Below are 22,597 nucleotides of genomic sequence, written 5' to 3' on the forward strand. Positions count from 1 at the left end.
AACTGCGATCCTGCGATGTGCCTTTTAAACATAGACTAAACCAGCGGCCACTTTTCGTGGCCCAGAATAGGATGAGGTAATGAGCTGAAACGGTATGGTGGGGTAAGCAGCAGCGCCCCCCAGGGGGCGCGGCGTTAAATCTGGTAATCCAGCACCGACTCTTCCAGCTCCATCGCCTGGCGTTTAATCTCCTCCAGCGACAGCCCGGCATTACAGAGCTCAATAAAGCGCCATACATAGTTGCGCTGTAGCTGCCCGCGCTTAAGCCCCAGCCAGACGGTATTGGCGTCGAACAGGTGATGGGTATCCAGGCGCACCAGGCTGCCGGACTCCTGCGGGTCGCCGGACTGCTCCGCCACGAGGCCAATGCCGAGGCCCAGCTCAACGTAGGTTTTAATGACATCAGAGTCCTGGGCGCTCAGCACGATATCTGGCGTCAGCCCCTTGCGATTAAAGGCTTCATCAATACGGGAACGCCCGGTGATCCCCTGGCGATAGGTAATAAGCGGCCAGCGAGCAATGTCTTCCAGCGTCAGCGGTGAGGTGTGAGTCAGTGGATGGTCCTGCGGAACTAACAGGCTGTGATGCCAGCGGAACCACGGGAAGGCCACCAGCGTTGCGTCGTTACTGAGGCGCTCACTGGCAATGCCGATATCCGCTCCGCCGTTATGCAGCAACGCATCAATTTCCTGCGGCGTGCCCTGAATCAACTCCAGGCGCACGTCTTTGAAAATTTCCCGGAACGCTTTAATCACCGGCGGCAGGCTATAGCGAGCCTGGGTGTGCGTGGTGGCAATCGTCAGCACGCCGGACGCATCGTTGGTAAAGAGATCGGCCAGACGTCGGACGTTGCTGGCCTCGTTCAGTATGCGTTCGGCAATCACCAGCAGGGCTTTGCCCGGCTCCGTCATCCCTAACAGGCGCTTACCGCGACGAATGAAAATCTCAATCCCCAGCTCTTCTTCGAGCTCACGAATATGTCGGCTTACGCCGGACTGCGATGTATAAAGCATATTGGCAACTTCGGTCAGGTTGTAATCCTGCCGTGCCGCTTCACGAATTATTTTGAGCTGCTGGAAGTTCACGCTTCTCTCCGGGTCAATCAGACGTTGAACTATTGTTAAAGTCTGATGCCCTTGTGAACAAATAATAAAAACCAGCAAGTTATATCTGAATGGAATATAAGCTTAGCTCACCAGCAGCAGTTCACGGTTATCCAGCATTGGTCGGCTGACCAGCGACATCAGGATCTCTTTCACAGCCTGCGCCTGCGGGCTCAGTTGACCGCGCGCCGACACGTTTAACGACAGCGGCAGGCTCATCGACGGGGTCGTGATCCGCGCCATCCAGCCGTTTGCCGCGCTGCACAGCGAACGCGCCGCCGATTCTGGCAGCACCGTCACGCCCATTCCGCTAGCAATCGCAGCAGTCAGCGTAGAGATAGACTCAATTTCACCAATGATTTTTGCCGTTAATCGACGCAGCGAGAAAGCCTCATCGACACGAGCGCGAACGGCGCTGTAATCCCGCGGCAGGAAAAGGTTCATCTCCGCCACCGCGGTGAGATCGACGCTTTGGCCAGGACAATCGCGGGTACCAACCAGATAGAGATCTTCTTTCAGCAGCGGTTGGCTGACGATCCCCGCCAGCGGCGCACGATCGTAAAGCACCGCCATATCCAGCTGACCGTTCAACAGTTTGTCGTTCAGCACGGTACCGCTATTTTCATGCAGATAAACCAGCACTTCAGGCAGTTCGTTACGCACCGCCTGCAGCAGCGGCATAGTAATAGATGACGCTGCCGTGCCTGGTGCAAGGCCGATAGAGACCGTGCCGCTGAGGGTCTGACCGACGTTATTCACCGCCAACTGCGCCTGTTCGCACTGGCGTAAAATTGTCCGGGCATGGGTATATAACACTTTGCCCGCTTCCGTTGGCGTGACGCCGCGCTTGGTGCGAATCAACAGCTGCTGATCGAGTTCTCCCTCCAGCGTCGCCACCTGCTGGCTTAAAGCGGGCTGCGCGATATGCAACACTTCTGCGGCCTGAGTCAGGCTACCGATATCGACGATTTTCACAAAGTACTTCAGCCGTCTTAAGTTCATTTTTGCCTCCGGTTCGGAATCACTGCCACGCTGGCGTTAAGTAATCGGAGGAGTTGCAAGATGCTTGCCAGTTTTAAAATTGCCCGTAAAACCGTGTAAACCTATCGCTCAGGCCCTTTTTTGCGGCTATCAGAAGTTTGTGATCTGCCCCATAAGGGGTAATTCTGCACTTTCACGGTGCAGAACAGTCAAAAAAACAGCAAATGACGTGGAATTGCTGAAATTGTCAGCAAACGAACTTATTAGCGCTTTTCACCCTTTGACAAGCCGGGGTGACATCGATAATATGCGCCCCGTTCACACGATTCCTCTGTAGTTCAGTCGGTAGAACGGCGGACTGTTAATCCGTATGTCACTGGTTCGAGTCCAGTCAGAGGAGCCAAATTTAAAAAGCCTGCTTTCGAGCGGGCTTTTTGCTTTTCTGCGTTTGCCTTGCGTAAATCAGCCCGCAGCGCTTAAGCGTTAAGCGTTTCGCCTTCCTACCGACTCATCTCATACTCCACCGCTTCCCTCACCGCCACCAGCGCTTCACGCAGGCTCTCCATCGACACCGATCCCAGTGCGACGCGTAATGCCTGCGGGACGTTGATTGAAGTTGAGAACGGTTCAGCGGTGGAGACCAGGATATGGTTATCCATCAGCGCCTTCACGATGCGGTCGGCACGGCACTCATCGGCCAGCGGCAGCCAGACAAACCAGGAGTTCGGGTGGCCGATACAGGGCAGCGGGTACAAACATTCACGGGCTAGAGCCTGTCGTTGACGGGCGTCGTCTCTTTTTAAGACCGTCGTCCGGGCCACCGTCCCGTCCTGAATCCAGTGGCTCATTAAGGCGGTGAGCAGCGAAGGCGTATTCCAGGTGGTGGCCCGGATAGCCCGCTCCAGCGCTGGTTTTAGCGAGCCGGGGCAAATCGCTACGCCAACGCGCAGTCCGGTCGCCACATTCTTTGAAAATCCGCTGACATAAACTGTTCTTTCCGGTGCATAGTGGGCAACGGCCGGTGGCGATTGTTCGACTAAAAAGGCGTAGGCAGCATCTTCAATAATCAGCAGATCATACTGACGGGCAATAGTGGTCAGCCGCTGCCGCTGTCGGTGGCTGAGCACCCAGCCTAGCGGGTTATGCAGCGTCGGCATGGTGTAAACCGCTCGCACGTGACGCTGCTGACAGAGAGTATCGAGAGCATCAAGATCCGGGCCATCGTCAAGCGAGGGGATAGCGAGGAGTTCCAGGTGATACAGCGCCGCCAGCGCTTTAAATCCGGGGTAGGTTAACGCATCTACCGCCACGACATCACCGGGCTGTAGCAGCCCCATTACCGTGACCGCCAGACCATGTTGGGCGCCGTTAACCAACAAAATATTGTCGGAGTCAGGGGTAAAACCCAGGCTCACAAAATATCGGGCGACCATCTCGCGATCCGCTTTGCGCCCGGCGTGAGGCTGGTAGCGCAGATGCGATTCAATATCGCCGACGTTGGCGAGCTGTCGCAGGGCGTCACGCAACTCCTCGCCCTGCCCCGGCTGCGATGGGTAGTTAAAGTTCAGGTCACGCACGCCCGGCATCATCACCTGCTGGTCAACGCCATGACCCGCCGCAAGGGTAATTTCGCGCACAAAGGTACCACGCCCGGTTTCACCACTCACCAGCCCCATCGCCTCCAGTTCGGCATAAACACGCGTGGCGGTGGCAAGAGAAATACGTTCCTCCGCCGCCAGCCGCCGGTGCGTGGGCAGCCGGGTTCCGGCTGTGAGTTGTCCATCACGTATCCGCGCGGCGTATCTGTCGACGATCGTTTTGTATCGCGCCTTCATACAATGTATCCATGACAATAATTTGATTGTATTAGATTAAGAAAACTACCATCGCGCTGTTAATGACTCAACGGTGAGGTGGACAAAATGAAGGCAGCGGTATTTCAAACACACACAGCATCCGGCTGGTTTAACGGGCTGCTGGGCGTAGTGATTTTTAGCGGTTCATTGCCGGCAACGCGTATCGCGGTCGGCGCTATGGACCCGTTTTTTCTGACCTTTCTGCGGGCGTCGATTGCCGGGCTTCTCGCCCTGGCGCTGATTGTCATCTTTCGTGAGCGGCGCCCCACGTCCGGACAAATTTTTCCGCTGCTGGTCGTTTCACTCGGCGTGGTGGTAGGCTTTCCTCTGCTCACCGCCATGGCGCTACGCTACGTTACGGCGGCGCACTCGATTGTCTTTCTTGGGCTTCTGCCGCTCTCTACGGCGATTTTTGGCGTGCTGCGCGGGCGGGAGCGGCCACATCCGGCGTTCTGGATCTTCTCGCTGCTGGGGAGCCTGCTGGTTGCCGGGTTTGCTCTTTCACAAAACGCCAGCGCGTCGTTAACCGGCGATCTGCTGATGCTTGCCGCCGTGGTGGTCTGCGGGCTGGGCTATGCGGAGGGGGCCACGCTGACGCGGCAGTTGGGCGGCTGGCAGGTGATTAGCTGGGCGCTCATTTTGTCACTGCCGATAATGCTGCTGGCGACGTTACTGACGTTACCTGCTAACCCCGGCGCCATTACGGGTCAGGCGTGGCTGGCGCTTGGCTACGTCTCGCTGTTCAGCATGCTGATTGGCTTTATCTTCTGGTACAAAGGCCTGGCGGAGGGCGGAATTGCCGCGGTAGGCCAGCTCCAGCTTTTGCAGCCGTTTTTAGGGCTGGCGCTGAGCGCCCTGCTGCTGCACGAGGCGGTGAATCCGCTGATGATGCTGGTTACGCTTGGGGTGATCCTCTGCGTTATCGGCTCGAAAAAGTTTGCCCGATAGCAAAGCCCGGCGGCGCGATACCGGCCGGGCGTTACCCACTACAGCGCGGCGCGAATCATATCCAGTACCTGCATATTACGCACGGTTTCATCCAGCGGGATCAGCCGCGACGGCTCGTTGAGGATCGCGCTGGAGAAGTGGCGGATTTCAGCCTGGTAACGGTCCGACTCGCTCACCGGCAGCTCGCGTACGCCTTCGCTGGTGTGCAGCTCCAACGCGCCGGCATCATCGAGGAAGGGCTTATCGATAATCAGCATCCCTTTGCTGCCAATAATCTCCGCGTAGTTGCGACCAAAGGCGTTAAAGCCGCAGTGAATATTGGCAATCAGGCCATCGTCATATTGCAGCAGCGCGGAGAGGTTAGTATCCACCCCTTGATCTGTTTCGCTCACCGCTTTGCAGCTCACCGGCAGACGTCCGGTCACCATGCCGATAAAGTTCACCGGGTAGCAGCCAACGTCATACAGCGCCCCGCCGCCGAGCGCGGGCTGCATTTTGATGGTGCCAGGCCGGTCGAGGAAGAAGCGGAACGAAACGTTGATATGGCGCAACTCACCCAGTTCACCGCTCTCCAGCACCTGTTTAATCACCCGTACCCGGTCGGTGTACTGGTACATAAAGGCTTCCATCAGCAGGCGGTTATGCTGCTGCGCCACACGTTGCATGTCGCGCGCTTCATCGGCGGTAAGGCCAATTGGCTTCTCGCACAGCACGTGTTTCCCTGCCTCCAGCGCCCGGATCACCCACTCTTTGTGCAGCGAGTTAGGCAAAGGGATATAGACCGCCTGGATCGCCTCATCGGCCAACAGCGCCGCGTAATCGCCGTAGCTTTTCTGCCACTCCCCCACCGGCAGTTCGTCCTGATGACGCGACGCTACGCCGTAGACGCGCGCGTTATCGGCACGTTGAATCGCCGGAATAATGGAATTTTTTGCGATTCGGGCATAGCCCAGCACGCCCCAGTTCACGACATCGCTCATTCAATGCTCCTTTTGCCAACCCTGGTTAAAAAGTCAAAAACCCGCAAATCGCGGGCTTTTGGCGTTGAATATAGACAGGCTTACAACGCGTTATGCGAGGTGCTGATATTGACCGGCATGCCGGAGCGCCTTTCGAGCGCGCCTCTTGCCCGACTACCATCCACGCCCTCACCCTGAGTAAAACTACGCAGCGCGGGCGTAATAGGCAACGGAACTTTGTTATCAGACTCATATTCTGTGCGGTTGCGCGATAATGGCTCATGCACTTCCACCCAACGACTGCCGTCTGGCTCAACGGTGTATTTCACCGGCTGGTCGATAATCTGCACGCGCGTGCCGACCGGCACGTTATCGAACAGATACTTGATGTCATCATTGCGCAGGCGAATGCAGCCCTGACTCACGCGCAGCCCGATGCCAAAATTCGCATTGGTGCCGTGAATGGCGTACAGGCGGCCAATATAGATGGCGTACAGGCCCATCGGGTTATCCGGCCCGGCGGGGACAAACGCAGGCAGGCTTTCGCCGCGCTTCGCGTATTCACGACGGGTATTTGGCGTTGGCGTCCAGCTCGGTGCTTCCTGTTTGCGCTCGACGGTCGTCACCCAGTTACGCGGTGTTTCTCGCCCCGCCTGGCCGATACCAATGGGCAGAACTTCAACGGTGTTACCCTCCGGCGGGTAATAATAAAGGCGCATTTCCGCGACGTTCACCACAATGCCTCGACGCACCGTGTCGGGCAAAATCAGTTGCTGCGGCACCACCAGCGTGGAACCCGATTTTGGCAAGAAGACATCCACGTTCGGATTCGCCTCCAGCATATTGCTGAGCCCTTGCCCGTACTGCGCCGCAAAGGCCTCCAGCGGCAGGTGGTTATCCTGCGGCACCGTGATATTCAACGTGCTTCCCACGAGACGGCTCCCCTCCGGAGGAAGCGGATAGGTCACAGCCAGCACGCCCTGGCTACAGAGTGCCAGCGCGAATGCACACAAGAGTTTTACACGAGGTTTCATTTCCCTTTCCTCAAATCACAGCAGATGTCGGTTGATTATAGCTTTTTTACTCCGACGCGCAGCCTTTAACCGGATGAGAAATCACCCGGTTAAAGGTTAATCAGTTGTTACATTGAAACCGGCTTGCGCTTTTGTTTCATCATCGGCTGGCATACTATCGATAAAAGCCGCACACAAGGAGCGAACGATGAGTAATACGGGCGTGAGTCTGACCCCAGAACAAGCGCTGGAGAAACTCCAGGCGCTGTACGATCAATCGGTAAGTGCATTACGTGACGCTATCCGTCTGTTTATCGACGACCGTTCATTGCCAAGCGCCGAAGCGCGGGCAAACGGGCTATTTGTCTACCCCCAGCTTTCGGTCTCCTGGAGCGGCAACGCGCACAAGGCGCAGAAAACCCGCGCGTTTGGCCGCTTTACCCACTCCGGCTGCTACACCACCACCATCACGCACCCGGTGTTGTTCCGCAGCTACCTGCTGGAGCAGCTAAGCCTGCTGCACGAAGATTACGACGCCCATATTGAAGTCAGCCTGTCGCAGCATGAAATTCCCTATCCGTACGTGATTGATGGCCTGAACCTCGATCGCTCGATGAGTGCCGACCTGACGCGCTTTTTCCCTACCACCGAGCTGTCGCAGATTGGCGATGAAACCGCGGATGGCCTGACCCACTCCACCGATTTTTATCCGCTTTCGCACTTTGACGCCCGCCGCGTGGATTTCTCGCTGGCGCGTCTGCGTCACTACACCGGCACCCCGGTCGAACACTTCCAGCCGTTTGTGCTGTTCACTAACTACACCCGCTACGTCGATGAGTTCGTGCGCTGGGGCTGCAGTCAGATCCTCGATCCTGACAGCCCATACGTATCGCTCTCCTGCGCAGGGGGGATCTGGATCACTGCCGATACTGAAGCGCCGGAACAGGCCATTTCCGATCTGGCGTGGAAAAAGCACCAAATGCCAGCCTGGCATCTGATCACCAAAGATGGGCAAGGGATCACCTTAATTAACATCGGCGTAGGTCCGTCGAACGCCAAAAATATCTGCGACCACCTGGCGGTGCTGCGTCCGGACGTCTGGCTGATGATCGGCCACTGCGGCGGCCTGCGTGAAAGTCAGTCGATTGGCGATTATGTACTGGCACATGCCTATCTGCGTGACGACCACGTGCTGAACGCCGTACTGCCGCCGGATATTCCAATCCCGAGCATTGCCGAGGTGCAGCGTGCACTGTACGACGCCACCAAGCAGGTGAGCGGGATGCCGGGCGAAGAGGTTAAACAGCGACTGCGTACCGGGACGGTAGTGACCACCGACGATCGCAACTGGGAGCTGCGCTATTCCGCGTCGGCGCTGCGCTTCAACCTGAGCCGCGCCGTGGCGATTGATATGGAGAGTGCGACCATTGCCGCGCAAGGATATCGCTTCCGCGTGCCGTACGGCACGTTGCTGTGCGTATCAGACAAACCGCTGCACGGTGAGATTAAGCTGCCCGGTCAGGCGAACCGTTTCTATGAAGGGGCGATTTCCGAGCACCTGCAAATTGGCATTCGGGCCATCGACCTGCTGCGCGCGGAAGGCGATCGTCTGCATTCCCGTAAGCTGCGGACCTTTAACGAACCGCCGTTCCGTTAAGACAATATCAGCCGGACGCTCGTCCGGCTTTATTTTGCCAAACGCAGAAAAGCAAAAAGCCTGCTTAGTTTCCTAAGCAGGCTTCTTAAATATGGCTCCTCTGACTGGACTCGAACCAGTGACATACGGATTAACAGTCCGCCGTTCTACCGACTGAACTACAGAGGAATCGTGTGAACGAGGCGCATATTATCGATGTGCCCCATTGTTGTCAAAGCCTGATTTGCACAAAATAATTCGTTTGCCGATTTATTCTTCGATTCGGCTGAAAACTGACTTTTATTGCCGATTTTCACCGCAATCAGGCTGTTACGCGGCGTCCGTTTTCTTTGCCGGCGCGTATTTCCACGCCCAGCGGCCGGTTATCAGACGACGGTAGAACAGCACCGCACGTGCGCCCCAGTCGAGGAACATCCCCATCCAGACGCCGACCACGCCCCAACCCAGCAGAATACCCAGCACGTAGCCCACCACCACGCGACAGCCCCACATGCTGAGCATGGAGACCCACATGGCGAAGCGTACGTCTCGCGCCCCTTTAAAGCCCGCTGGCAGCACCCAGGAGGCGGCCCAGATTGGCATAAAGGCAGCGTTCATCCACAAGAGAATTTTCACCACGTCTTTGACGTCCTGCTCGTGGGTATAGAACGACGCGAACAATCCGGCAAACGGCGCCGTCCCCCAGGCTATCAGGGTCAGTACGATGGTCGACATCCAGAACACGTGACGGAGCTGACGTTCCGCCTGGGCTAGCTGCCCGGTCCCCAGCCGCTTACCGGTGATAATGGTGGATGCCGAACCCAGGGCGTTCCCCGGCAGGTTAATCAGCGCCGCCACGGAGAAGGCGATAAAGTTACCGGCGATAACGTCGGTCCCCATCCCGGCGACAAACATCTGTGTCAGCAATTTACCGCTGTTAAACAGCACCGACTCGACGCTTGCTGGAATACCAATCCCCATCACTTCCCAGATAATGGCGAAATTGAGCGGCTTGAAATAGCTTTTGAGCGGAATACGCAGCGCCGGGTTAAAGCCAACCATCAGCACAATAATGGTCACTACTGCGCCAATGTAGCGGGAAATGGTCAGCCCGAGCCCTGCCCCGGCAAACCCCATGCCGTGCCAGGAGAACACCCCGTAAATCAGGAAGCTACTGATAATAATATTGAGGATGTTCATCCCGCCGTTAATCATCAACGGGATTTTAGTATTCCCTGCCCCACGCAGCGCGCCGCTGCCGATAAGCGCAATCGCCGCCGCCGGATAGCTCAGCACGGTCAGCTCAAGGTAGGTCAACGCCAGCCCTTTCACTTCCTCGGTGGCATCACCGGCAACGATATTAATAATTCCGGCACCAAAATAGTGGATTACCGCCGCCAGGATGGTAGCGAACAGAGTCATGATCACCAGCGATTGCCGTGCCGCCGCTCGCGCCTTACGGCGGTCACGTTTACCAAGGCTGAAGGCAACCACCACGGTCGTCCCGAGGTCTATCGCGGCAAAGAACGCCATGATCACCATATTAAAGCTATCGGCCAGACCCACGCCCGCCATCGCCTCTTTACCCAACCAACTGACGAGGAAGGTACTCAACACCCCCATCAATAAAACGCAGGTGTTTTCCAGAAAGATAGGTACGGCAAGGGGGGTGATTTCACGCCAGAAGAGAACTCGATAACTTTTGCGTTTTTTGTACCAGGGCGTGCGGGCGACGGCCTGGCGAAGTGCGGCGGTGACGTTCAAAATGGGCCTTAGATCAGAAAGTTGAAACTCCATTTCAAATGATGATGGAGAATTCCCGATCCTGCAAAGCATTTTTCCTTAATTTTTGTCGGGAATGGCGACAAATTGTTGATGGAATAGGCAGTCGCGTCACAAGACCAGAATTGATGTTTGACAAAAATTTTTTCGCCGCTAAGATACGACTCCACACCGATTCCTCTGTAGTTCAGTCGGTAGAACGGCGGACTGTTAATCCGTATGTCACTGGTTCGAGTCCAGTCAGAGGAGCCAAATTTAAAAAGCCTGCTTTCGAGCAGGCTTTTTGCTTTTTAACCCCTATCCGTTTCAGCAATTCGCACCAGCACCACCCCCAGCAGCGCTAAATCGATGACAACCGCAAAGGCAAACCCATAGCCATTTATACCCGGCGCCGAATTGGCCTGGATAAGCAATACTGCGACTAGCGCTGCCACGCTGCTCAGCGCATTGACAATTCTGTTGCCAGCCATCAATCGCCCATGGGCTAACCCCAGCCCCGTGCCACCAGCGACGATGCCCGGCAATAGCACCAGCCCCGTTTGCCCACCAAGCAGACTAAGCAGCACCAGCAGCCAGCCCACCGCCGAAAGCGGAAAACCGTGGCGCACCATACTGCCTGTGCTTGCCAGCATCATCCCTACCGCAAAGCTCAGGCCCAGTGCACAAAGCTGAACCAGACTTTGGATTACGCTGACCGCTATCGATAGCTTCACCAACAGCCCCGCTCCGGCAATCGCCGCACTCATCGCTATTGCCCGCTCTGCGATATTTTTATTCATTGGCGCAGTGTTGTTTACCCGTACGCTCATCGTTTTCCCCTTCGGTATTATCATGAGATTAACTCACCCTCTTGTTTCTGCTGGGTAGACTACGCCGCCTATGAGGCGTAAAACAAACGCATAGTTTTCAGCCATAGATGAGAAAAACTCAGCCATGAGAAAAGTCAGATTGCCACCGCTCGGCGCGCTAAGGGCGTTCCATGCGCTGGCGGAACAGCTCAGCTTCAAGCGCGCGGCAGATGTCCTCGGCGTGAGCGCAACGGCGGTCAGCCACCAGATAAAACTTCTGGAGTCGGTACTGGAATGCCGGGTCTGTGAACGCAGCGCTCAGGGCGTTAGCCTGACCGAGAGTGGCAAAGTGCTTTATGCCGGCACCCAACGCGCCTTTAGTGCACTGGAAGAAGCGACGGTGCAGGTGCTGCAAGCCCATCAGCCACCCGCGCTGACGGTCACTACCACCTCTAATTTTCTCACCCACTGGCTGGTGCCGAGACTCGCGGATTTCAAAGCGGAATGCCCAACCATCGACCTGCGGCTGCATACCAGCGTCGAGCGTGTCGATCTCAGCCAGCGTACCGTTGATGTGGCTATCCGCTATCGTGAGATGCCGGAATCCTCGCTGCACTGCACTCTGCTGCATGCAGACCGCTTTATCGTTGTGGCGAGCCCCGCGCTAGCGCTGCAAAAGCCCGAAGATTTAGCCAACGTCCCCTTATTTCACGTGGAAAACCGCCAGGTTCCGGCCGATGAACCTAGTTGGGCAAACTGGAAAAAGCGCTATGGGCCTCAGGCATTAAACCTTCAGGCGGGGTTGACCTTCAGCGATGAAACGCATGCGCTGCAGGCGGCGGTAGCCGGGCAAGGCGTAGTGATTGCCAGCGAGTTACTGGCGAGAGATTTACTGCAACGTGGGGTGCTGACAATGCCGTTCGACATGTCGCTGCCGGGCGCGAACTACTATCTGGTGGCAACTGAAGAGAACGCGCAGCGCCGGGATATTACGGCGCTACGCGAATGGCTTTTGCAACAAATGGCGGGAGAATAGCCGTTACGCTGGCAGCACGATATTGCTGCCCGCCAGCGTTCCCATGCGGTTGTACATGGTGCAGGCCGACTCAACGATATGCATCGCCATCGCTGCGCCACTGCCTTCACCCAAACGCATCTCCATATGCAGATACGGTTCCAGTTCCAGATGCGCCAGTGCGATACGCGCGCCCTTCTCGGCGGAGAAATGGGAAGGGATCAGGTAGGGTTTCACGGCAGGCGCAATACGGCAGGCCGCGAGTGCAGACGCGTACGACAGGAAGCCGTCCAGCACCACCGGCAGGCCGCAGGAGGCAGCGCCGAGCATCACGCCTGTCATCCCCAGCAGATCGTAACCACCGACCTTCGCCAGAACCTCAAGGCCGTCAGCGGCGTTGGGCTGGTTCACTGCAATAGCGCGACGAACCACATCCACTTTATGCGTTAGCTGCGCCTGCGGCAGGTTGGCGCCAATGCCCACCACTGCCTCCGGCTCGCTGCCGGTCAGCACGCTGACTACCGCAGCGGCTGGCGTGGTGTTTGCCATACCCAGCTCGCCCACGCCAAACAGCGTCACACCCTGCTCTGCCAGGCTACGGGTATAGTTAATTGCCGACAGCAGCACGGTTTGCGCCTGCTCGGCCGTCATAGCCGCCGTTTGAGCGATGTTACCGCTGCTGCGAGCTACTTTCATGTCGATAAGGCCTGGGATGGGGTCGGCATCGATGCCCACGTCAATCACGTGTACGTCCGCGCCTGCCTGTGCAGCGAGAACGCAAACGCCGGTATTGTGACGCGTCATATTCATGGCCTGAATCGCGGTCACCACCTGCGGCGAAATGGCGACCCCTTCGTGCCAGACACCGTGATCGGCGCACATCACCAGAATCGCTTTCTTGTCGACGCTCGGCGTGCCCTGTAGGCCGCGCATGCCCGCAAGCTGTACCGCCAGCGCTTCCAGACGCCCGAGGCTGCCCGTTGGTTTTAATAGCCCATCAATATGTTGCTGCGCCTGCGCCATCGCGGCGCTGTCCATTTCTGGAATAGTCGACAGCAGTGAAGCCAATGTTGTTTGCATTATAATTCCCACGTAGTCATACGCTGGCTTACAAAAGCGCCAGCAAGAAAATCACTTCGCCCAACTCGATACTTGCGCCCAGCGTGTCGCCGGTTTGCCCACCCAGCGTACGCTTCAGCAACTGGCCCAGAATAAAGACGCCGACAAAGGCCACCAGCAGCGCTTTCAGGCCATGTACGCCCAGCATGGCGGTGACCAATGCCCCTGCAATGACTAACGTCACCCAGGTCTGGCGGAAGCTGATTTTACCGATAAACAGATTACCCAGCCCCTCTTCGCGGGCATAGCGGTGGCGATACATCATCAGCACCGAGGCACCGCGACCGGCAATACAGGCGCTGGCGATCGCTGCCAGCATAGAAGTGTCGCGCAGCGCCAGTTCACTGACCGCCAGCACTTTCGCCAGCAGCACAAAGATCAGCGCCAGGCCGCCGTGGGTGCCCAACCGGCTATCGCGCATAATTTCCAGCATCTTCTCGCGGCGACGCGCGGAGAACACGCCGTCACAGGTGTCCGCAAGGCCATCCAGGTGGAAGCCGCCGGTCAGCAGCGCCAGCGCCAGAACGGTAAAGAATGCCGCCAGCGGAATACCACACCAGCTCTGCACAATCATGAAGACCAGGCCGCTTATCGCCCCCAGTAACAGGCCAATAAACGGGAAGGTAATGACGCCGCTCACGTAACGGTCAAGATCCAGCCCCTGCGACCAGCGCTGTGGCACCGGTAGACGGCTCATAAAGGAGAGTGTGGCGAAAAACAGTCGACTCATTTTATTTTGACTCCAATCCCTGATACCACCAGCCAGACGTCATCTGCCGCCTGCGCCAGCTTTTGATTTACGCGCCCGGCAATGTCGCGAAAATGCCGGGCCAGACGATTCTCGGGCACGATGCCCATTCCCACTTCATTGGTCACCAGCACAATCGGCGACGGGCAGCGCTGACAGGCCGCGATCAGCGCATCGATTTCGCCATTGACCTGCGCCTCAAGCGCCGCGAAGTCCCAGCGCTCAATCTCTTCCTCGTTTCCCGAGGCAAAGAGAATATTGGTGACCAGCGTGGTGATACACTCCAGCAGAATCGCTTCTGAAGGATCGTTATCAGGCGTAATGATGTCGGCAAGATGCTGCCAGCGCTCTTCGGTGCGCCAGTGTGCAGGACGGTCGTCCCGATGATGCTGGATGCGTGCGGCCATTTCGGCGTCGAAGATTTGTGAGGTCGCGATATAGCAAACCCGGGGGTATTTGCTGAGTAACGATTCCGCGTGACGGCTTTTTCCGCTGCGCGCGCCGCCGGTCACCAGTATCATGATTGCGCTTCCAGATGTTGCTGCATTGTTGGCGAGATCCTTTGATATCAACACGTTCCCACATAACCGTGGCTAATATATCAAACAGAAAGCTTTATACTCCGCATTGCTCGCGATGTCACTGGATTGTCGAAGGGGCGAAGAAGAGAGAGTGCTGGAAGGAATAAAATAAGGACCAGGTGGCCGCTGGCGCAGCCACCCGTTAATGACGGTTACTCGCCTTTCTGCTCGCCCATCACTTTCAGTTTCTTGGAGATGTCGCGGCGTTCTTTGGACAGCTCAGCATTTTTGATGATGTAATCATCAACGCGATCTTCATAGTCGCCTTTCATGCTGGCGATGATGCCCTGAATAGCTTCAACGCTCATGCCTGGTTTGATGTAGTCGCTGAGGTTGTCCAGCAGCAGCACGCGTTTCTGGTTGTCACGGATCTTTTTCTCAACGTCCTGAATTTCACGCTGCAGTTTGTTCTTACGACGGAACAAACGTACGAATTCCAGTACGTCCTGAAACGAAGGTTTCGTGGTTTCCATTTTTATACCCCTGATATGTTGAGACTCGGATTCGTTAAACAACGGCTACACGATAAGGTACACATTAGTCATATACCCTTCAACCTGTATGATTTTTCGTACTGCCGTTGTAGCAAACAATCATTTTTACTTTGGGTTCATCATAACCCTAAATCTAGCTGAATCGAAACAACCTGGCGCAAAAGCCTGTGCATCTGCCTTTTATTTACGCAATGCGCGACACATCAGGCTGGATAATAATTCCAGCTGACGCGCCAGCTCCATGCTCAGCCAGACGTAGCCGTGAATGGACGTCTCAGCCAGATGGTCATCTTTGTACTCATGCACCAGCTGGCGCAGCTCCGAGACAATTTCATTGAGCTTTTCGCTGTTCGCTTTGATAGGACGCGGGTTGCCTTCGTACAGCGCATGGGCAATCGCCAGCAGCGTTTGCTGGGTCATCAGTTGGGTTTCGCGCAGCGTATGGGCGTTCAGCATCAGCAGGTGGCCAGGACGTGACGCCCAGTGGGCGTTAATTTGTAGCTCGAGCATGCAGACCAGATTGCGGCTGACGGTCTGAATGGCTTCAAAGATGCCCTTATGAATGTGCGTCTCTTTACTCGCAGGCGTAATCAGGCCGCGCATTTTCACGACGTCGTTGAGGACTTTTTGCAGATGCTTTTCCAGGCGAGGTCGCTCAATCAGGTTCGGCGACAGTCCTGCCTGATAGATACGGTTAAACTGCGTCACGAACGAGGCCATCTGGATACGCCAGTGAATGAACGCCCGCTGCGGCCAGATACCGGTAAAGAGCATGGCCAGCAGGCAGCCGAAGATAACGTCGCCGCTTCGCCACAGCGCGGTGGTCATATCCCCGGCCGGTGCGCCAACTACCACCCCGAGGGTAATGCCGATAAGTAACGCCTGATACGGTTTTTTCCCCAGCGCCAGCCAGCCGCACAGGAACATCGCCGCAGCGCACCAGATAAGCATCAACGGCAAAGAGAAAAGCTCAAGTTTGAGGGCTATCAGGCCCAGGGCGGAGCCGAGCACCGTACCGCCGATACGCTGAAACGCGCGCGGCACCACGTTGCCCCAGAAGGAGATGGGCCCCATCACCACCACCAGCGTGATCAGTGGCCAGGAGCCATCGGGCACGCCCAGCAGGCGGACTATCAAAAAGGTCAGGACGAAGGCCAGCGCAATACGCGCCCCGTGCACGGTACGATAGTGACGATATAAACGAATTTCAAAAGGACTGAGTGACTTATCCGGACGCACACCCACTCTCCGACAAGACTAAAGCGCGAATTGTACCTGCTCCTGCAGCAAGAAAGTAGCCCGGCCGATCAAGGTGATGCTGGGGTTGGCGCCGAGCCGCCCCGGCGTCGGTGCTAAAGCACCTCGGCCGGGCTACATATGATCAAGTAGCCCGGCCGAGCATCGCGACGCCGGGATTTGCACCAACGCCTGGTTAGGCTTTATGGTGCAGATAATCGCTCATGCGCGAGAACAGCCCACCTTTGCCAACGCTTTCCAGCGTCACCAGCGGCCACTGCGCGACAACCTTATCGCGGTCGAGCAGTTGGATCTCACCGACGCGCTGGTGCGCGGCAATCGGGGCATCCAGCTCTTTAGTATCAAGCACATATTTCGCTTTGATATTCGGCACTTCCGCCTTTGGCAGCGCCAGCCAGAAATCCTGGTCAGTACCCAGCGCGATATTCTCTTTATCACCGTACCAGATTCGCTCGGTGCCGACTTTCTTACCGTTTTGCAGAATCTGTACGGTATCGAAGTTCTGCTGGCCCCAGTGCAGCAGCGTGCGCGCCTGATCTTCACGTCCTTTCGGGCTATCGGCCCCCATCACCACGGCAATCAGACGACGCTGGCCGTCTACCGATGAGGCGATCAGGTTAAAGCCCGCGCCGGAGGTGTGGCCGGTTTTCAAACCATCGATGTGCATCGATTTTTCCCACAGCAGGCCGTTACGGTTCTGCTGGGTAATCCCGTTCCACGTCAGGCTCTTTTCGCTGTACATGTGATAGAAGTCTGGCTCGCCGTGAATAATCGCACGGGAGAGCACCGCCAGATCGTAGGCCGAGCTGTGCTGACCCGGCGCATCCAGGCCGTGAACGGTTTCGAAATGGGTATCGCGCAGATTCAGTTTCTGCACGTAGTCGTTCATCATCTTCACGAACTGCGGTTGGCCGCCCGCCACGTAATCCGCCAGCGCCACGCAGGCATCGTTGCCGGAATCGACAATCAGGCCGCGGCTCAGATCGCGTACGCTCAGGCGATCGCCCGCCTTGAGAAACATCAGTGAAGAACCATCAAACACCGGGTTACCCGCCGCCCAGGCATCGCGCCCCACGGTCACCATATCGTCTGCCGTAATGCGGTGGCTATCGATAGCACGGTCAACCACATAGCCGGTCATCAGCTTGGTCAGGCTCGCCGGATTACGCTGTTGGTGCTCATTACCAGCGGTCAGGATCTGCCCGGTGGTGTAGTCCATTAATACCCAGGCACCGGCTTTAATCGGTGGCGGTGTGACGGAAGGAATCGCGGATTCGCCAGCAAAGGCACAAGAAACGCTCGAAGCGAGCAAAGAAACGGCAATAAAAAAACGGGCTTTCAACGGTAAATCCTCAACATTCACAAATTCGTTGTCCTTTTTACGGAAGTTCGTGCTTTGTGACAGGCTTAAATTGCAAGAAAATATGACATGTATCTATCTGGACTCGAAAAAATACCCTGCGCGCCCTCTTCCAGATTCGGTTAACGCCCTTCTGATGCACTGCCAAATCGTTTACCATGAACCTTAAATGCCATAGACGGACACTGTTAACGCCATGCAAGAGACTTCAAGCGCGCCGGGATTCCTGTTTCACGACTACGAAACTTTCGGAACCAGCCCTTCCCTCGATCGCCCCGCGCAATTCGCCGCCATTCGTACCGATAAGGATTTCACGATAATCGGTGAGCCAGAGGTTTTTTACTGCAAGCCCGCGGAGGATTATCTGCCGCAGCCTGAAGCGGTGTTAATTACCGGCATTACGCCACAGGAAGCGCGGGCCAAGGGCGATAACGAAGCGGCGTTTGCTAAGCGGATCCACGATATCTTCACCGTGCCGGACACCTGCGTGGTGGGCTATAACAACGTGCGCTTCGACGATGAGGTGACGCGTAATATCTTCTATCGCAACTTCTACGACCCATACGCCTGGAGTTGGCAAAACCGCAACTCGCGTTGGGATCTGCTGGACGTGATGCGCGCCTGCTACGCCCTGCGTCCGGAAGGCATCAACTGGCCGGAGAACGATGACGGCCTGCCAAGCTTCCGTCTTGAGCATTTAACCAAAGCTAACGGCATTGAGCACAGCAACGCCCACGATGCGATGGCCGACGTTTACGCGACTATCGCGATGGCGAAACTGGTAAAAACGCAGCAGCCGAAGCTGTTTGATTATCTCTATGCCTATCGCGGCAAAAACAAGCTGATGACGCTGATTGACGTGCCGCAGATGAAGCCGCTGGTGCACGTCTCCGGCATGTTCGGTGCCTGGCGCGGCAACACCAGTTGGGTAGCACCGTTGGCATGGCATCCGGATAACCGCAACGCGGTGATCATGGTGGATCTTGCCGGTGATATCAGTCCGCTGCTGGATCTGGACGCCGATACGCTGCGCGATCGCCTCTATACCGCCAAAGCCGATCTTGGCGACAATTCTCCGATCCCTATCAAGCTGGTGCACCTGAACAAGTGCCCGGTGTTGGCTCAGGCCAACACCCTGCGCCCGGAAGATGCCGACCGTCTGGGAATCAACCGCCAGCACTGCCTGGATAATCTGAAAAAGCTGCGTGAGAACCCACAGGTTCGCGAGAAAGCGGTAGCCATTTTTGCCGAAGCCGAGCCGTTTGTGCCGTCGGAAAACGTCGATGCTCAGCTCTATAACGGCTTCTTCAGCGATGCCGACAGAACGGCGATGAAAATCGTACTCGAGACCGAGCCACGTAATCTTCCGGCGCTGGATATCACCTTCGCCGATAAGCGTATTGAGAAACTGCTGTTTAACTACCGGGCGCGCAATTTCCCCGGCACGCTGGATGAAAGCGAGCAACAGCGCTGGTTAGAGCACCGTCGGCAGATCTTTACGCCAGAGTTTTTACAGGCCTACGCGCAGGAGCTCGAAATGCTCTACGGGCAGTATGAAGGGAATGCGGAAAAGCTGTCGCTGCTGAAAGCGCTGTATCAGTACGCGCAGGAGATTGTATAACCATTGTCGCCCGGCCGAGCAAAGCGACGCCGGGGTTTTCGTATTCAGAACCCCGCGTCGTTTCGCCTAACCGGACGTCATACTTACTTCTGTACCGTGATGGTCCAGGCCGCATCGCCGGACTGCTGGTAATCCGTGACCGTATAGCCCTCTTCTGCCGCCCACTGTGGAATCGCTTCCGTCGCCTGGGTACAGTCAAACTCAATCACCAGTTGGTCGCCGTTGGCCAGTTCAGCCATCGCCGCTTTGGCTTCAATTAATGGGAACGGGCACACCTGGGTAACCACATCCAGTTTCTTCACAACCATCTTTAACTCCTTATGCCGTCGCGGTTTTCAGTTTGGCTTTCCGCTGCGGGCGAACATACAACACCCAGGACGCGCACCACACGCCAAGGATCATAAATACCAGGCCAATCCAGCCCTGCCAGGTCATCATCGCGGTCATGACCAGACCATTACCAATCGAGCAACCACCGGCAATGCTGGCGCCGAAGCCCATCAGCACGCCGCCACCGGCGCTGCGCAGCGTGGTACTCGCATCAGCGGCACGCACACGGAACTCGCGGCTGGCTTTCGCAGCGATAAAGGAACCGATGAAAATACCCAGTACCAGGAACACGCCCCAGTTCAGGTACTTGCTGTCGCCGCCGACCAGGAACTGCAGAATATTGGCGGTAGGCGATGTGATACCCAGACCGAACATACGGCCGGTCGCTTCACTCATCGGCCACGCCAGCAGCGCAATCAGACCAATCAGCACCGCGGTGAAAAAGGGATGCCAGCGCTTTTCAAACAGCAAATGCGCCAGACCGCTTCGACGCGGCGGCAATGAAGCCACCTTCAGCTTTGGTTTACGCAGCTCTTTACGCACAAACCACAGCGTCACCAGCACCAGCAGCGCGATAATCGGCCAGACGGAGATATTGAGGGTTTCTGCAATACCGTTGTGCGCCGTGGTATGTTCGCCGAGGAATTTATTCAGGCCAGCGGCATGTGGAGAACGCATCACCGCGCTCATCACCATATAGGTCACCAGCGCAATCCAGCTGCCGATAAGCCCTTCCCCAGCGCGGTACCACGTCCCGGTAGCGCAGCCACCGGCATAGACAATACCGATACCAAAGACAAAGCCGCCGACAACGGTGCCCAGCCACGGAAACGCGCCTGCATCGTACTGCACCAGACCGAGCTGGATCAGCACAAAAACGCCTACGCTTTGAATGCAGATAGCAATCAGCAGCGCGTAGAACATGCGGTTATTTTTAGTGATATACATATCGCGGAAGCCGCCCGTCAGGCAGAAGCGACCGCGCTGCATGACGAACCCCAGCAGTGCGCCGCAGACTATCCCGCTTATTATCATGTGCAACATAAGAATTAATTAACCCAATATTATCAGTCGTAAAATTATTCCCGAGCCCGCCTTTCGGCTCCAATAACCAAAAGCTCTATATTATTCCTGAAGGTTATTAATTCGCTGTTGTTCAGACCAAAAAAAACCGGAGGCACATGGCCTCCGGTTTCATTATTTCACGTTCTTGAATTATGCGACGTCTTCGTACTGCGGAACCGGGTTGCGGAAACGCTTGGTCACGCACGCCAGGTACAGCAGGCCAATGGAACCCCAAATCAGGCCCAGAATCATTGAGCTCTGCTCCAGGTTAATCCACAGTGCGCCAACGGTCAGCGCGCCGCACACTGGCAGTACCAGGTACTGGAAGTGGTCTTTCAGCGTCTTGTTACGCTTCTCGCGGATCCAGAACTGCGAAATCACGGAGAGGTTAACGAAGGTGAATGCCACCAGCGCACCGAAGTTGATCAGCGCCGTTGCGGTCACCAGGTCGAACTTAATCGCCAGCAGGGCAATCGCGCCAACCAGCAGTACGTTGAACGCTGGGGTACGCCATTTCGGATGCACATAGCCGAAGAAGCTGTTCGGGAACACGCCATCACGACCCATCACATACATCAGACGCGATACGCCTGCATGCGCCGCCATCCCCGATGCCAGAACGGTCACGCTGGAGAAGATCAGCACGCCCCACTGGAAGGTTTTACCCGCAACGTACAGCATGATTTCAGGCTGAGACGCATCCGGGTCCTTAAAGCGGGAGATGTCCGGGAAGTACAGTTGCAGGAAGTAAGATGCACCGATAAAGATCATCCCGCCAATCAGCGCGGTCAGGAAGATAGCTTTCGGGATCACACGTTCTGCATCTTTGGTCTCTTCAGACAGAGAAGAGATACCGTCGAAGCCCAGGAACGAGAAGCACAGGATGGTTGCGCCGGTAATCATCGGCACCACGTGCGCGCCTTCAGACCAGAACGGACGGGTGCTGGTCAGGGTACCTGCGCCTTCACCGTGCATGACGCCGTAAATGATCAGGCCAACGATGACCGCCACGATACCCATCTGCAGAACCACAATCAGCGTGTTGAAGTTCGCCACGGCTTTAATGCTGCGCAGGTTAGAGATGGTCATAAAGGCCACCAGCGCAACAACAAAGATCCACGATGGTACAGAAGGCATCAGCGCTTCAAAGTAAATTTTAGCCAGCAGAATGTTGATCATCGGCATGAACAGGTAGTCCAGCAGCGATGACCAGCCAACCATAAAGCCAACGACCGGGCTAATGGATTTCTGAGCATAGGTGTATGCAGAGCCGGCGGACGGGAACCGGCGAACCAGTTTACCGTAGCTTAGCGCTGTAAAAAGAATCGCGATCAGCGCAAAGGCATACGCCGTTGCAACGTGACCGTCGGTAAGGCCAGATACGATACCGAACGTATCGAACAGCGTCATTGGCTGCATATAGGCCAGGCCCATCATGACAACCGGAATCAGCGTAAGCGTTTTACGCAATTCCACGCGAGAGGTGTTTGGAGTAACGTTATTTGACACGGTGAGTCTCCTGTGCGGCGACTGCCGGTGCAAAAAAGAAAAATTGCCCCATTTTTTTTCTGTTTCCTCAGCGACAACAACTGTCGTTTTTTAAGTAAATATCTATCCGGTACGAAGCCCGGCCTCTTTTATTGGATGGTTGTTTTGATGTAAAAAAATAACCGACGTGGCAATCACGTCGGTTAGTCTCATTTTTTACATTCGACATATTTTGCACCAAACGAATGTAAAAATACAAGCCGGTGAGAGAAGTAATAATGCGACTTCTCATCCAACCGGCTGATTAACAAGCAATCTCTAAAGCAGCGCCAACTTTTATAGCACTTTTTGCTAAAGCGTTATTGGCTACCATAACCAATAACCATGCAAAATGTGTATCTATTTATATGTTAAATGATTTGCCGACAGCGGTTACGCCATCGCCGGATGTCA

General features: G+C 56.0%; 21 protein-coding genes and 3 tRNA genes. 6 read left to right on the forward strand and 18 right to left on the reverse strand.

Annotation, left to right across the window (positions count from 1 at the left end):
* Positions 1–134: 134 nt before the first annotated feature.
* Both cbl and nac read right to left on the reverse strand, forming a co-directional pair.
* A complete protein-coding gene (gene cbl, locus AB2B48_RS09410) occupies positions 135–1,085 on the reverse strand; it encodes an HTH-type transcriptional regulator Cbl (protein WP_185670137.1) in 951 nt (316 codons plus the stop codon).
* Positions 1,086–1,187: 102 nt separating this feature from the next.
* On the reverse strand, positions 1,188–2,105 hold the full coding sequence (nac, locus tag AB2B48_RS09415; protein WP_185670136.1) for a nitrogen assimilation transcriptional regulator NAC: 918 nt from the start codon (positions 2,103–2,105) through the stop codon (positions 1,188–1,190).
* 306 nt (positions 2,106–2,411) lie between these two features.
* Between nac and AB2B48_RS09420 the strand changes: the two genes are divergently transcribed.
* Positions 2,412–2,487 (forward strand) — tRNA-Asn (locus tag AB2B48_RS09420).
* Between the two features lie 97 nt (positions 2,488–2,584).
* On the opposite strand, the gene AB2B48_RS09425 is transcribed toward AB2B48_RS09420, so the two are convergent.
* A complete protein-coding gene (locus tag AB2B48_RS09425; RefSeq protein WP_368301597.1) occupies positions 2,585–3,919 on the reverse strand; it encodes a PLP-dependent aminotransferase family protein in 1,335 nt (444 codons plus the stop codon).
* An 87-nt stretch (positions 3,920–4,006) separates the two neighbouring features.
* Here AB2B48_RS09425 and AB2B48_RS09430 point away from each other — a divergent pair, with 87 nt between their 5' ends.
* Positions 4,007–4,888, forward strand: coding sequence for a DMT family transporter (locus AB2B48_RS09430; protein WP_368301598.1), 882 nt, complete (start codon positions 4,007–4,009; stop codon positions 4,886–4,888).
* Between the two features lie 38 nt (positions 4,889–4,926).
* Here the strand turns inward: AB2B48_RS09430 and AB2B48_RS09435 are convergent, their stop codons facing one another.
* Both AB2B48_RS09435 and ldtA read right to left on the reverse strand, forming a co-directional pair.
* Entirely contained in the window at positions 4,927–5,868 is a 942-nt protein-coding gene (locus tag AB2B48_RS09435; protein WP_368301599.1) for a Gfo/Idh/MocA family protein, read from the reverse strand.
* Between the two features lie 80 nt (positions 5,869–5,948).
* Positions 5,949–6,881 carry a L,D-transpeptidase gene (gene ldtA / locus AB2B48_RS09440; protein WP_368301600.1) on the reverse strand — a complete coding sequence of 311 codons (933 nt, stop codon included), beginning with the start codon at positions 6,879–6,881 and terminating at the stop codon, positions 5,949–5,951.
* Between the two features lie 187 nt (positions 6,882–7,068).
* Between ldtA and AB2B48_RS09445 the strand changes: the two genes are divergently transcribed.
* Positions 7,069–8,517: an AMP nucleosidase gene (locus tag AB2B48_RS09445; RefSeq protein ID WP_185670130.1), complete on the forward strand. Its 1,449-nt coding sequence runs from the start codon at positions 7,069–7,071 to the stop codon at positions 8,515–8,517.
* A 92-nt stretch (positions 8,518–8,609) separates the two neighbouring features.
* Here the strand turns inward: AB2B48_RS09445 and AB2B48_RS09450 are convergent.
* From AB2B48_RS09450 to AB2B48_RS09460, 3 genes are all read right to left on the reverse strand, one after another.
* A tRNA-Asn gene (locus tag AB2B48_RS09450) sits at positions 8,610–8,685 on the reverse strand.
* Positions 8,686–8,826: 141 nt separating this feature from the next.
* On the reverse strand, positions 8,827–10,293 hold the full coding sequence (locus AB2B48_RS09455) for an EmmdR/YeeO family multidrug/toxin efflux MATE transporter (protein WP_368301601.1): 1,467 nt from the start codon (positions 10,291–10,293) through the stop codon (positions 8,827–8,829).
* A complete protein-coding gene (locus AB2B48_RS09460) occupies positions 10,269–10,448 on the reverse strand; it encodes a DUF5951 family protein (protein WP_220439348.1) in 180 nt (59 codons plus the stop codon). Before AB2B48_RS09460 ends, AB2B48_RS09455 begins: the two co-directional genes overlap by 25 nt.
* A gap of 6 nt (positions 10,449–10,454) precedes the next feature.
* Between AB2B48_RS09460 and AB2B48_RS09465 the strand changes: the two genes are divergently transcribed.
* Positions 10,455–10,530 (forward strand) — tRNA-Asn (locus AB2B48_RS09465).
* A gap of 38 nt (positions 10,531–10,568) precedes the next feature.
* On the opposite strand, the gene AB2B48_RS09470 is transcribed toward AB2B48_RS09465, so the two are convergent.
* Positions 10,569–11,087: a hypothetical protein gene (locus tag AB2B48_RS09470; protein ID WP_368301602.1), complete on the reverse strand. Its 519-nt coding sequence runs from the start codon at positions 11,085–11,087 to the stop codon at positions 10,569–10,571.
* A 124-nt stretch (positions 11,088–11,211) separates the two neighbouring features.
* Here AB2B48_RS09470 and AB2B48_RS09475 point away from each other — a divergent pair, with 124 nt between their 5' ends.
* The gene (locus AB2B48_RS09475; protein ID WP_368301603.1) at positions 11,212–12,102 is read left to right on the forward strand and encodes a LysR substrate-binding domain-containing protein; all 891 of its coding nucleotides are present in this window, start codon (positions 11,212–11,214) and stop codon (positions 12,100–12,102) included.
* 3 nt (positions 12,103–12,105) lie between these two features.
* Here the strand turns inward: AB2B48_RS09475 and cobT are convergent, their stop codons facing one another.
* The 6 genes from cobT to dacD form a co-directional block, all read right to left on the reverse strand.
* The gene (gene cobT / locus AB2B48_RS09480; RefSeq protein ID WP_368301604.1) at positions 12,106–13,161 is read right to left on the reverse strand and encodes a nicotinate-nucleotide--dimethylbenzimidazole phosphoribosyltransferase; all 1,056 of its coding nucleotides are present in this window, start codon (positions 13,159–13,161) and stop codon (positions 12,106–12,108) included.
* 28 nt (positions 13,162–13,189) lie between these two features.
* The gene (gene cobS, locus AB2B48_RS09485) at positions 13,190–13,930 is read right to left on the reverse strand and encodes an adenosylcobinamide-GDP ribazoletransferase (protein ID WP_368301605.1); all 741 of its coding nucleotides are present in this window, start codon (positions 13,928–13,930) and stop codon (positions 13,190–13,192) included.
* A complete protein-coding gene (cobU, locus tag AB2B48_RS09490) occupies positions 13,927–14,472 on the reverse strand; it encodes a bifunctional adenosylcobinamide kinase/adenosylcobinamide-phosphate guanylyltransferase (RefSeq protein ID WP_185670141.1) in 546 nt (181 codons plus the stop codon). The genes cobS and cobU overlap by 4 nt, the downstream gene beginning before the upstream one ends.
* A 209-nt stretch (positions 14,473–14,681) precedes the next feature.
* Positions 14,682–15,002 carry a DUF496 family protein gene (locus AB2B48_RS09495; RefSeq protein WP_035894853.1) on the reverse strand — a complete coding sequence of 107 codons (321 nt, stop codon included), beginning with the start codon at positions 15,000–15,002 and terminating at the stop codon, positions 14,682–14,684.
* A gap of 201 nt (positions 15,003–15,203) precedes the next feature.
* Positions 15,204–16,262, reverse strand: a complete 1,059-nt coding sequence (locus AB2B48_RS09500; protein ID WP_333494622.1) for an FUSC family protein — start codon at positions 16,260–16,262, stop codon at positions 15,204–15,206.
* Positions 16,263–16,455: 193 nt separating this feature from the next.
* Complete coding sequence (gene dacD, locus AB2B48_RS09505; RefSeq protein ID WP_185670123.1) at positions 16,456–17,622, reverse strand: serine-type D-Ala-D-Ala carboxypeptidase DacD; 1,167 nt, start codon at positions 17,620–17,622, stop codon at positions 16,456–16,458.
* A 214-nt stretch (positions 17,623–17,836) separates the two neighbouring features.
* Between dacD and sbcB the strand changes: the two genes are divergently transcribed.
* Entirely contained in the window at positions 17,837–19,261 is a 1,425-nt protein-coding gene (gene sbcB, locus AB2B48_RS09510) for an exodeoxyribonuclease I (RefSeq protein WP_368301606.1), read from the forward strand.
* A gap of 83 nt (positions 19,262–19,344) precedes the next feature.
* Here the strand turns inward: sbcB and tsuB are convergent, their stop codons facing one another.
* From tsuB to AB2B48_RS09525, 3 genes are all read right to left on the reverse strand, one after another.
* Positions 19,345–19,569, reverse strand: coding sequence for a thiosulfate utilization sulfurtransferase TsuB/YeeD (tsuB, locus tag AB2B48_RS09515; RefSeq protein WP_035894857.1), 225 nt, complete (start codon positions 19,567–19,569; stop codon positions 19,345–19,347).
* Between the two features lie 10 nt (positions 19,570–19,579).
* On the reverse strand, positions 19,580–20,635 hold the full coding sequence (gene tsuA / locus AB2B48_RS09520; RefSeq protein WP_368301607.1) for a thiosulfate utilization transporter TsuA/YeeE: 1,056 nt from the start codon (positions 20,633–20,635) through the stop codon (positions 19,580–19,582).
* Positions 20,636–20,806: 171 nt separating this feature from the next.
* Positions 20,807–22,165 (reverse strand): APC family permease, encoded by a 1,359-nt coding sequence (locus AB2B48_RS09525; protein ID WP_035894859.1) that lies wholly within the window; start codon positions 22,163–22,165, stop codon positions 20,807–20,809.
* Between the last annotated feature and the right edge of the window lie 432 nt (positions 22,166–22,597).

The organism is Kluyvera sichuanensis, assembly GCF_040930405.1.
Taxonomy (GTDB): domain Bacteria; phylum Pseudomonadota; class Gammaproteobacteria; order Enterobacterales; family Enterobacteriaceae; genus Kluyvera; species Kluyvera sichuanensis.

Bases quoted from the DNA above. Each gene is read 5' to 3' on its own strand.
- nac (WP_185670136.1), bottom strand. From the start codon at position 2,105: ATGAACTTAAGACGGCTGAAGTACTTTGTGAAAATCGTCGATATCGGT.
- AB2B48_RS09425 (WP_368301597.1), bottom strand. From the start codon at position 3,919: ATGAAGGCGCGATACAAAACGATCGTCGACAGATACGCCGCGCGGATA.
- AB2B48_RS09430 (WP_368301598.1), top strand. From the start codon at position 4,007: ATGAAGGCAGCGGTATTTCAAACACACACAGCATCCGGCTGGTTTAAC.
- AB2B48_RS09435 (WP_368301599.1), bottom strand. From the start codon at position 5,868: ATGAGCGATGTCGTGAACTGGGGCGTGCTGGGCTATGCCCGAATCGCA.
- ldtA (WP_368301600.1), bottom strand. From the start codon at position 6,881: ATGAAACCTCGTGTAAAACTCTTGTGTGCATTCGCGCTGGCACTCTGT.
- AB2B48_RS09445 (WP_185670130.1), top strand. From the start codon at position 7,069: ATGAGTAATACGGGCGTGAGTCTGACCCCAGAACAAGCGCTGGAGAAA.
- AB2B48_RS09455 (WP_368301601.1), bottom strand. From the start codon at position 10,293: ATGGAGTTTCAACTTTCTGATCTAAGGCCCATTTTGAACGTCACCGCC.
- AB2B48_RS09470 (WP_368301602.1), bottom strand. From the start codon at position 11,087: ATGAGCGTACGGGTAAACAACACTGCGCCAATGAATAAAAATATCGCA.
- AB2B48_RS09475 (WP_368301603.1), top strand. From the start codon at position 11,212: ATGAGAAAAGTCAGATTGCCACCGCTCGGCGCGCTAAGGGCGTTCCAT.
- cobT (WP_368301604.1), bottom strand. From the start codon at position 13,161: ATGCAAACAACATTGGCTTCACTGCTGTCGACTATTCCAGAAATGGAC.
- cobS (WP_368301605.1), bottom strand. From the start codon at position 13,930: ATGAGTCGACTGTTTTTCGCCACACTCTCCTTTATGAGCCGTCTACCG.
- AB2B48_RS09495 (WP_035894853.1), bottom strand. From the start codon at position 15,002: ATGGAAACCACGAAACCTTCGTTTCAGGACGTACTGGAATTCGTACGT.
- sbcB (WP_368301606.1), top strand. From the start codon at position 17,837: ATGCAAGAGACTTCAAGCGCGCCGGGATTCCTGTTTCACGACTACGAA.
- tsuB (WP_035894857.1), bottom strand. From the start codon at position 19,569: ATGGTTGTGAAGAAACTGGATGTGGTTACCCAGGTGTGCCCGTTCCCA.
- tsuA (WP_368301607.1), bottom strand. From the start codon at position 20,635: ATGTTGCACATGATAATAAGCGGGATAGTCTGCGGCGCACTGCTGGGG.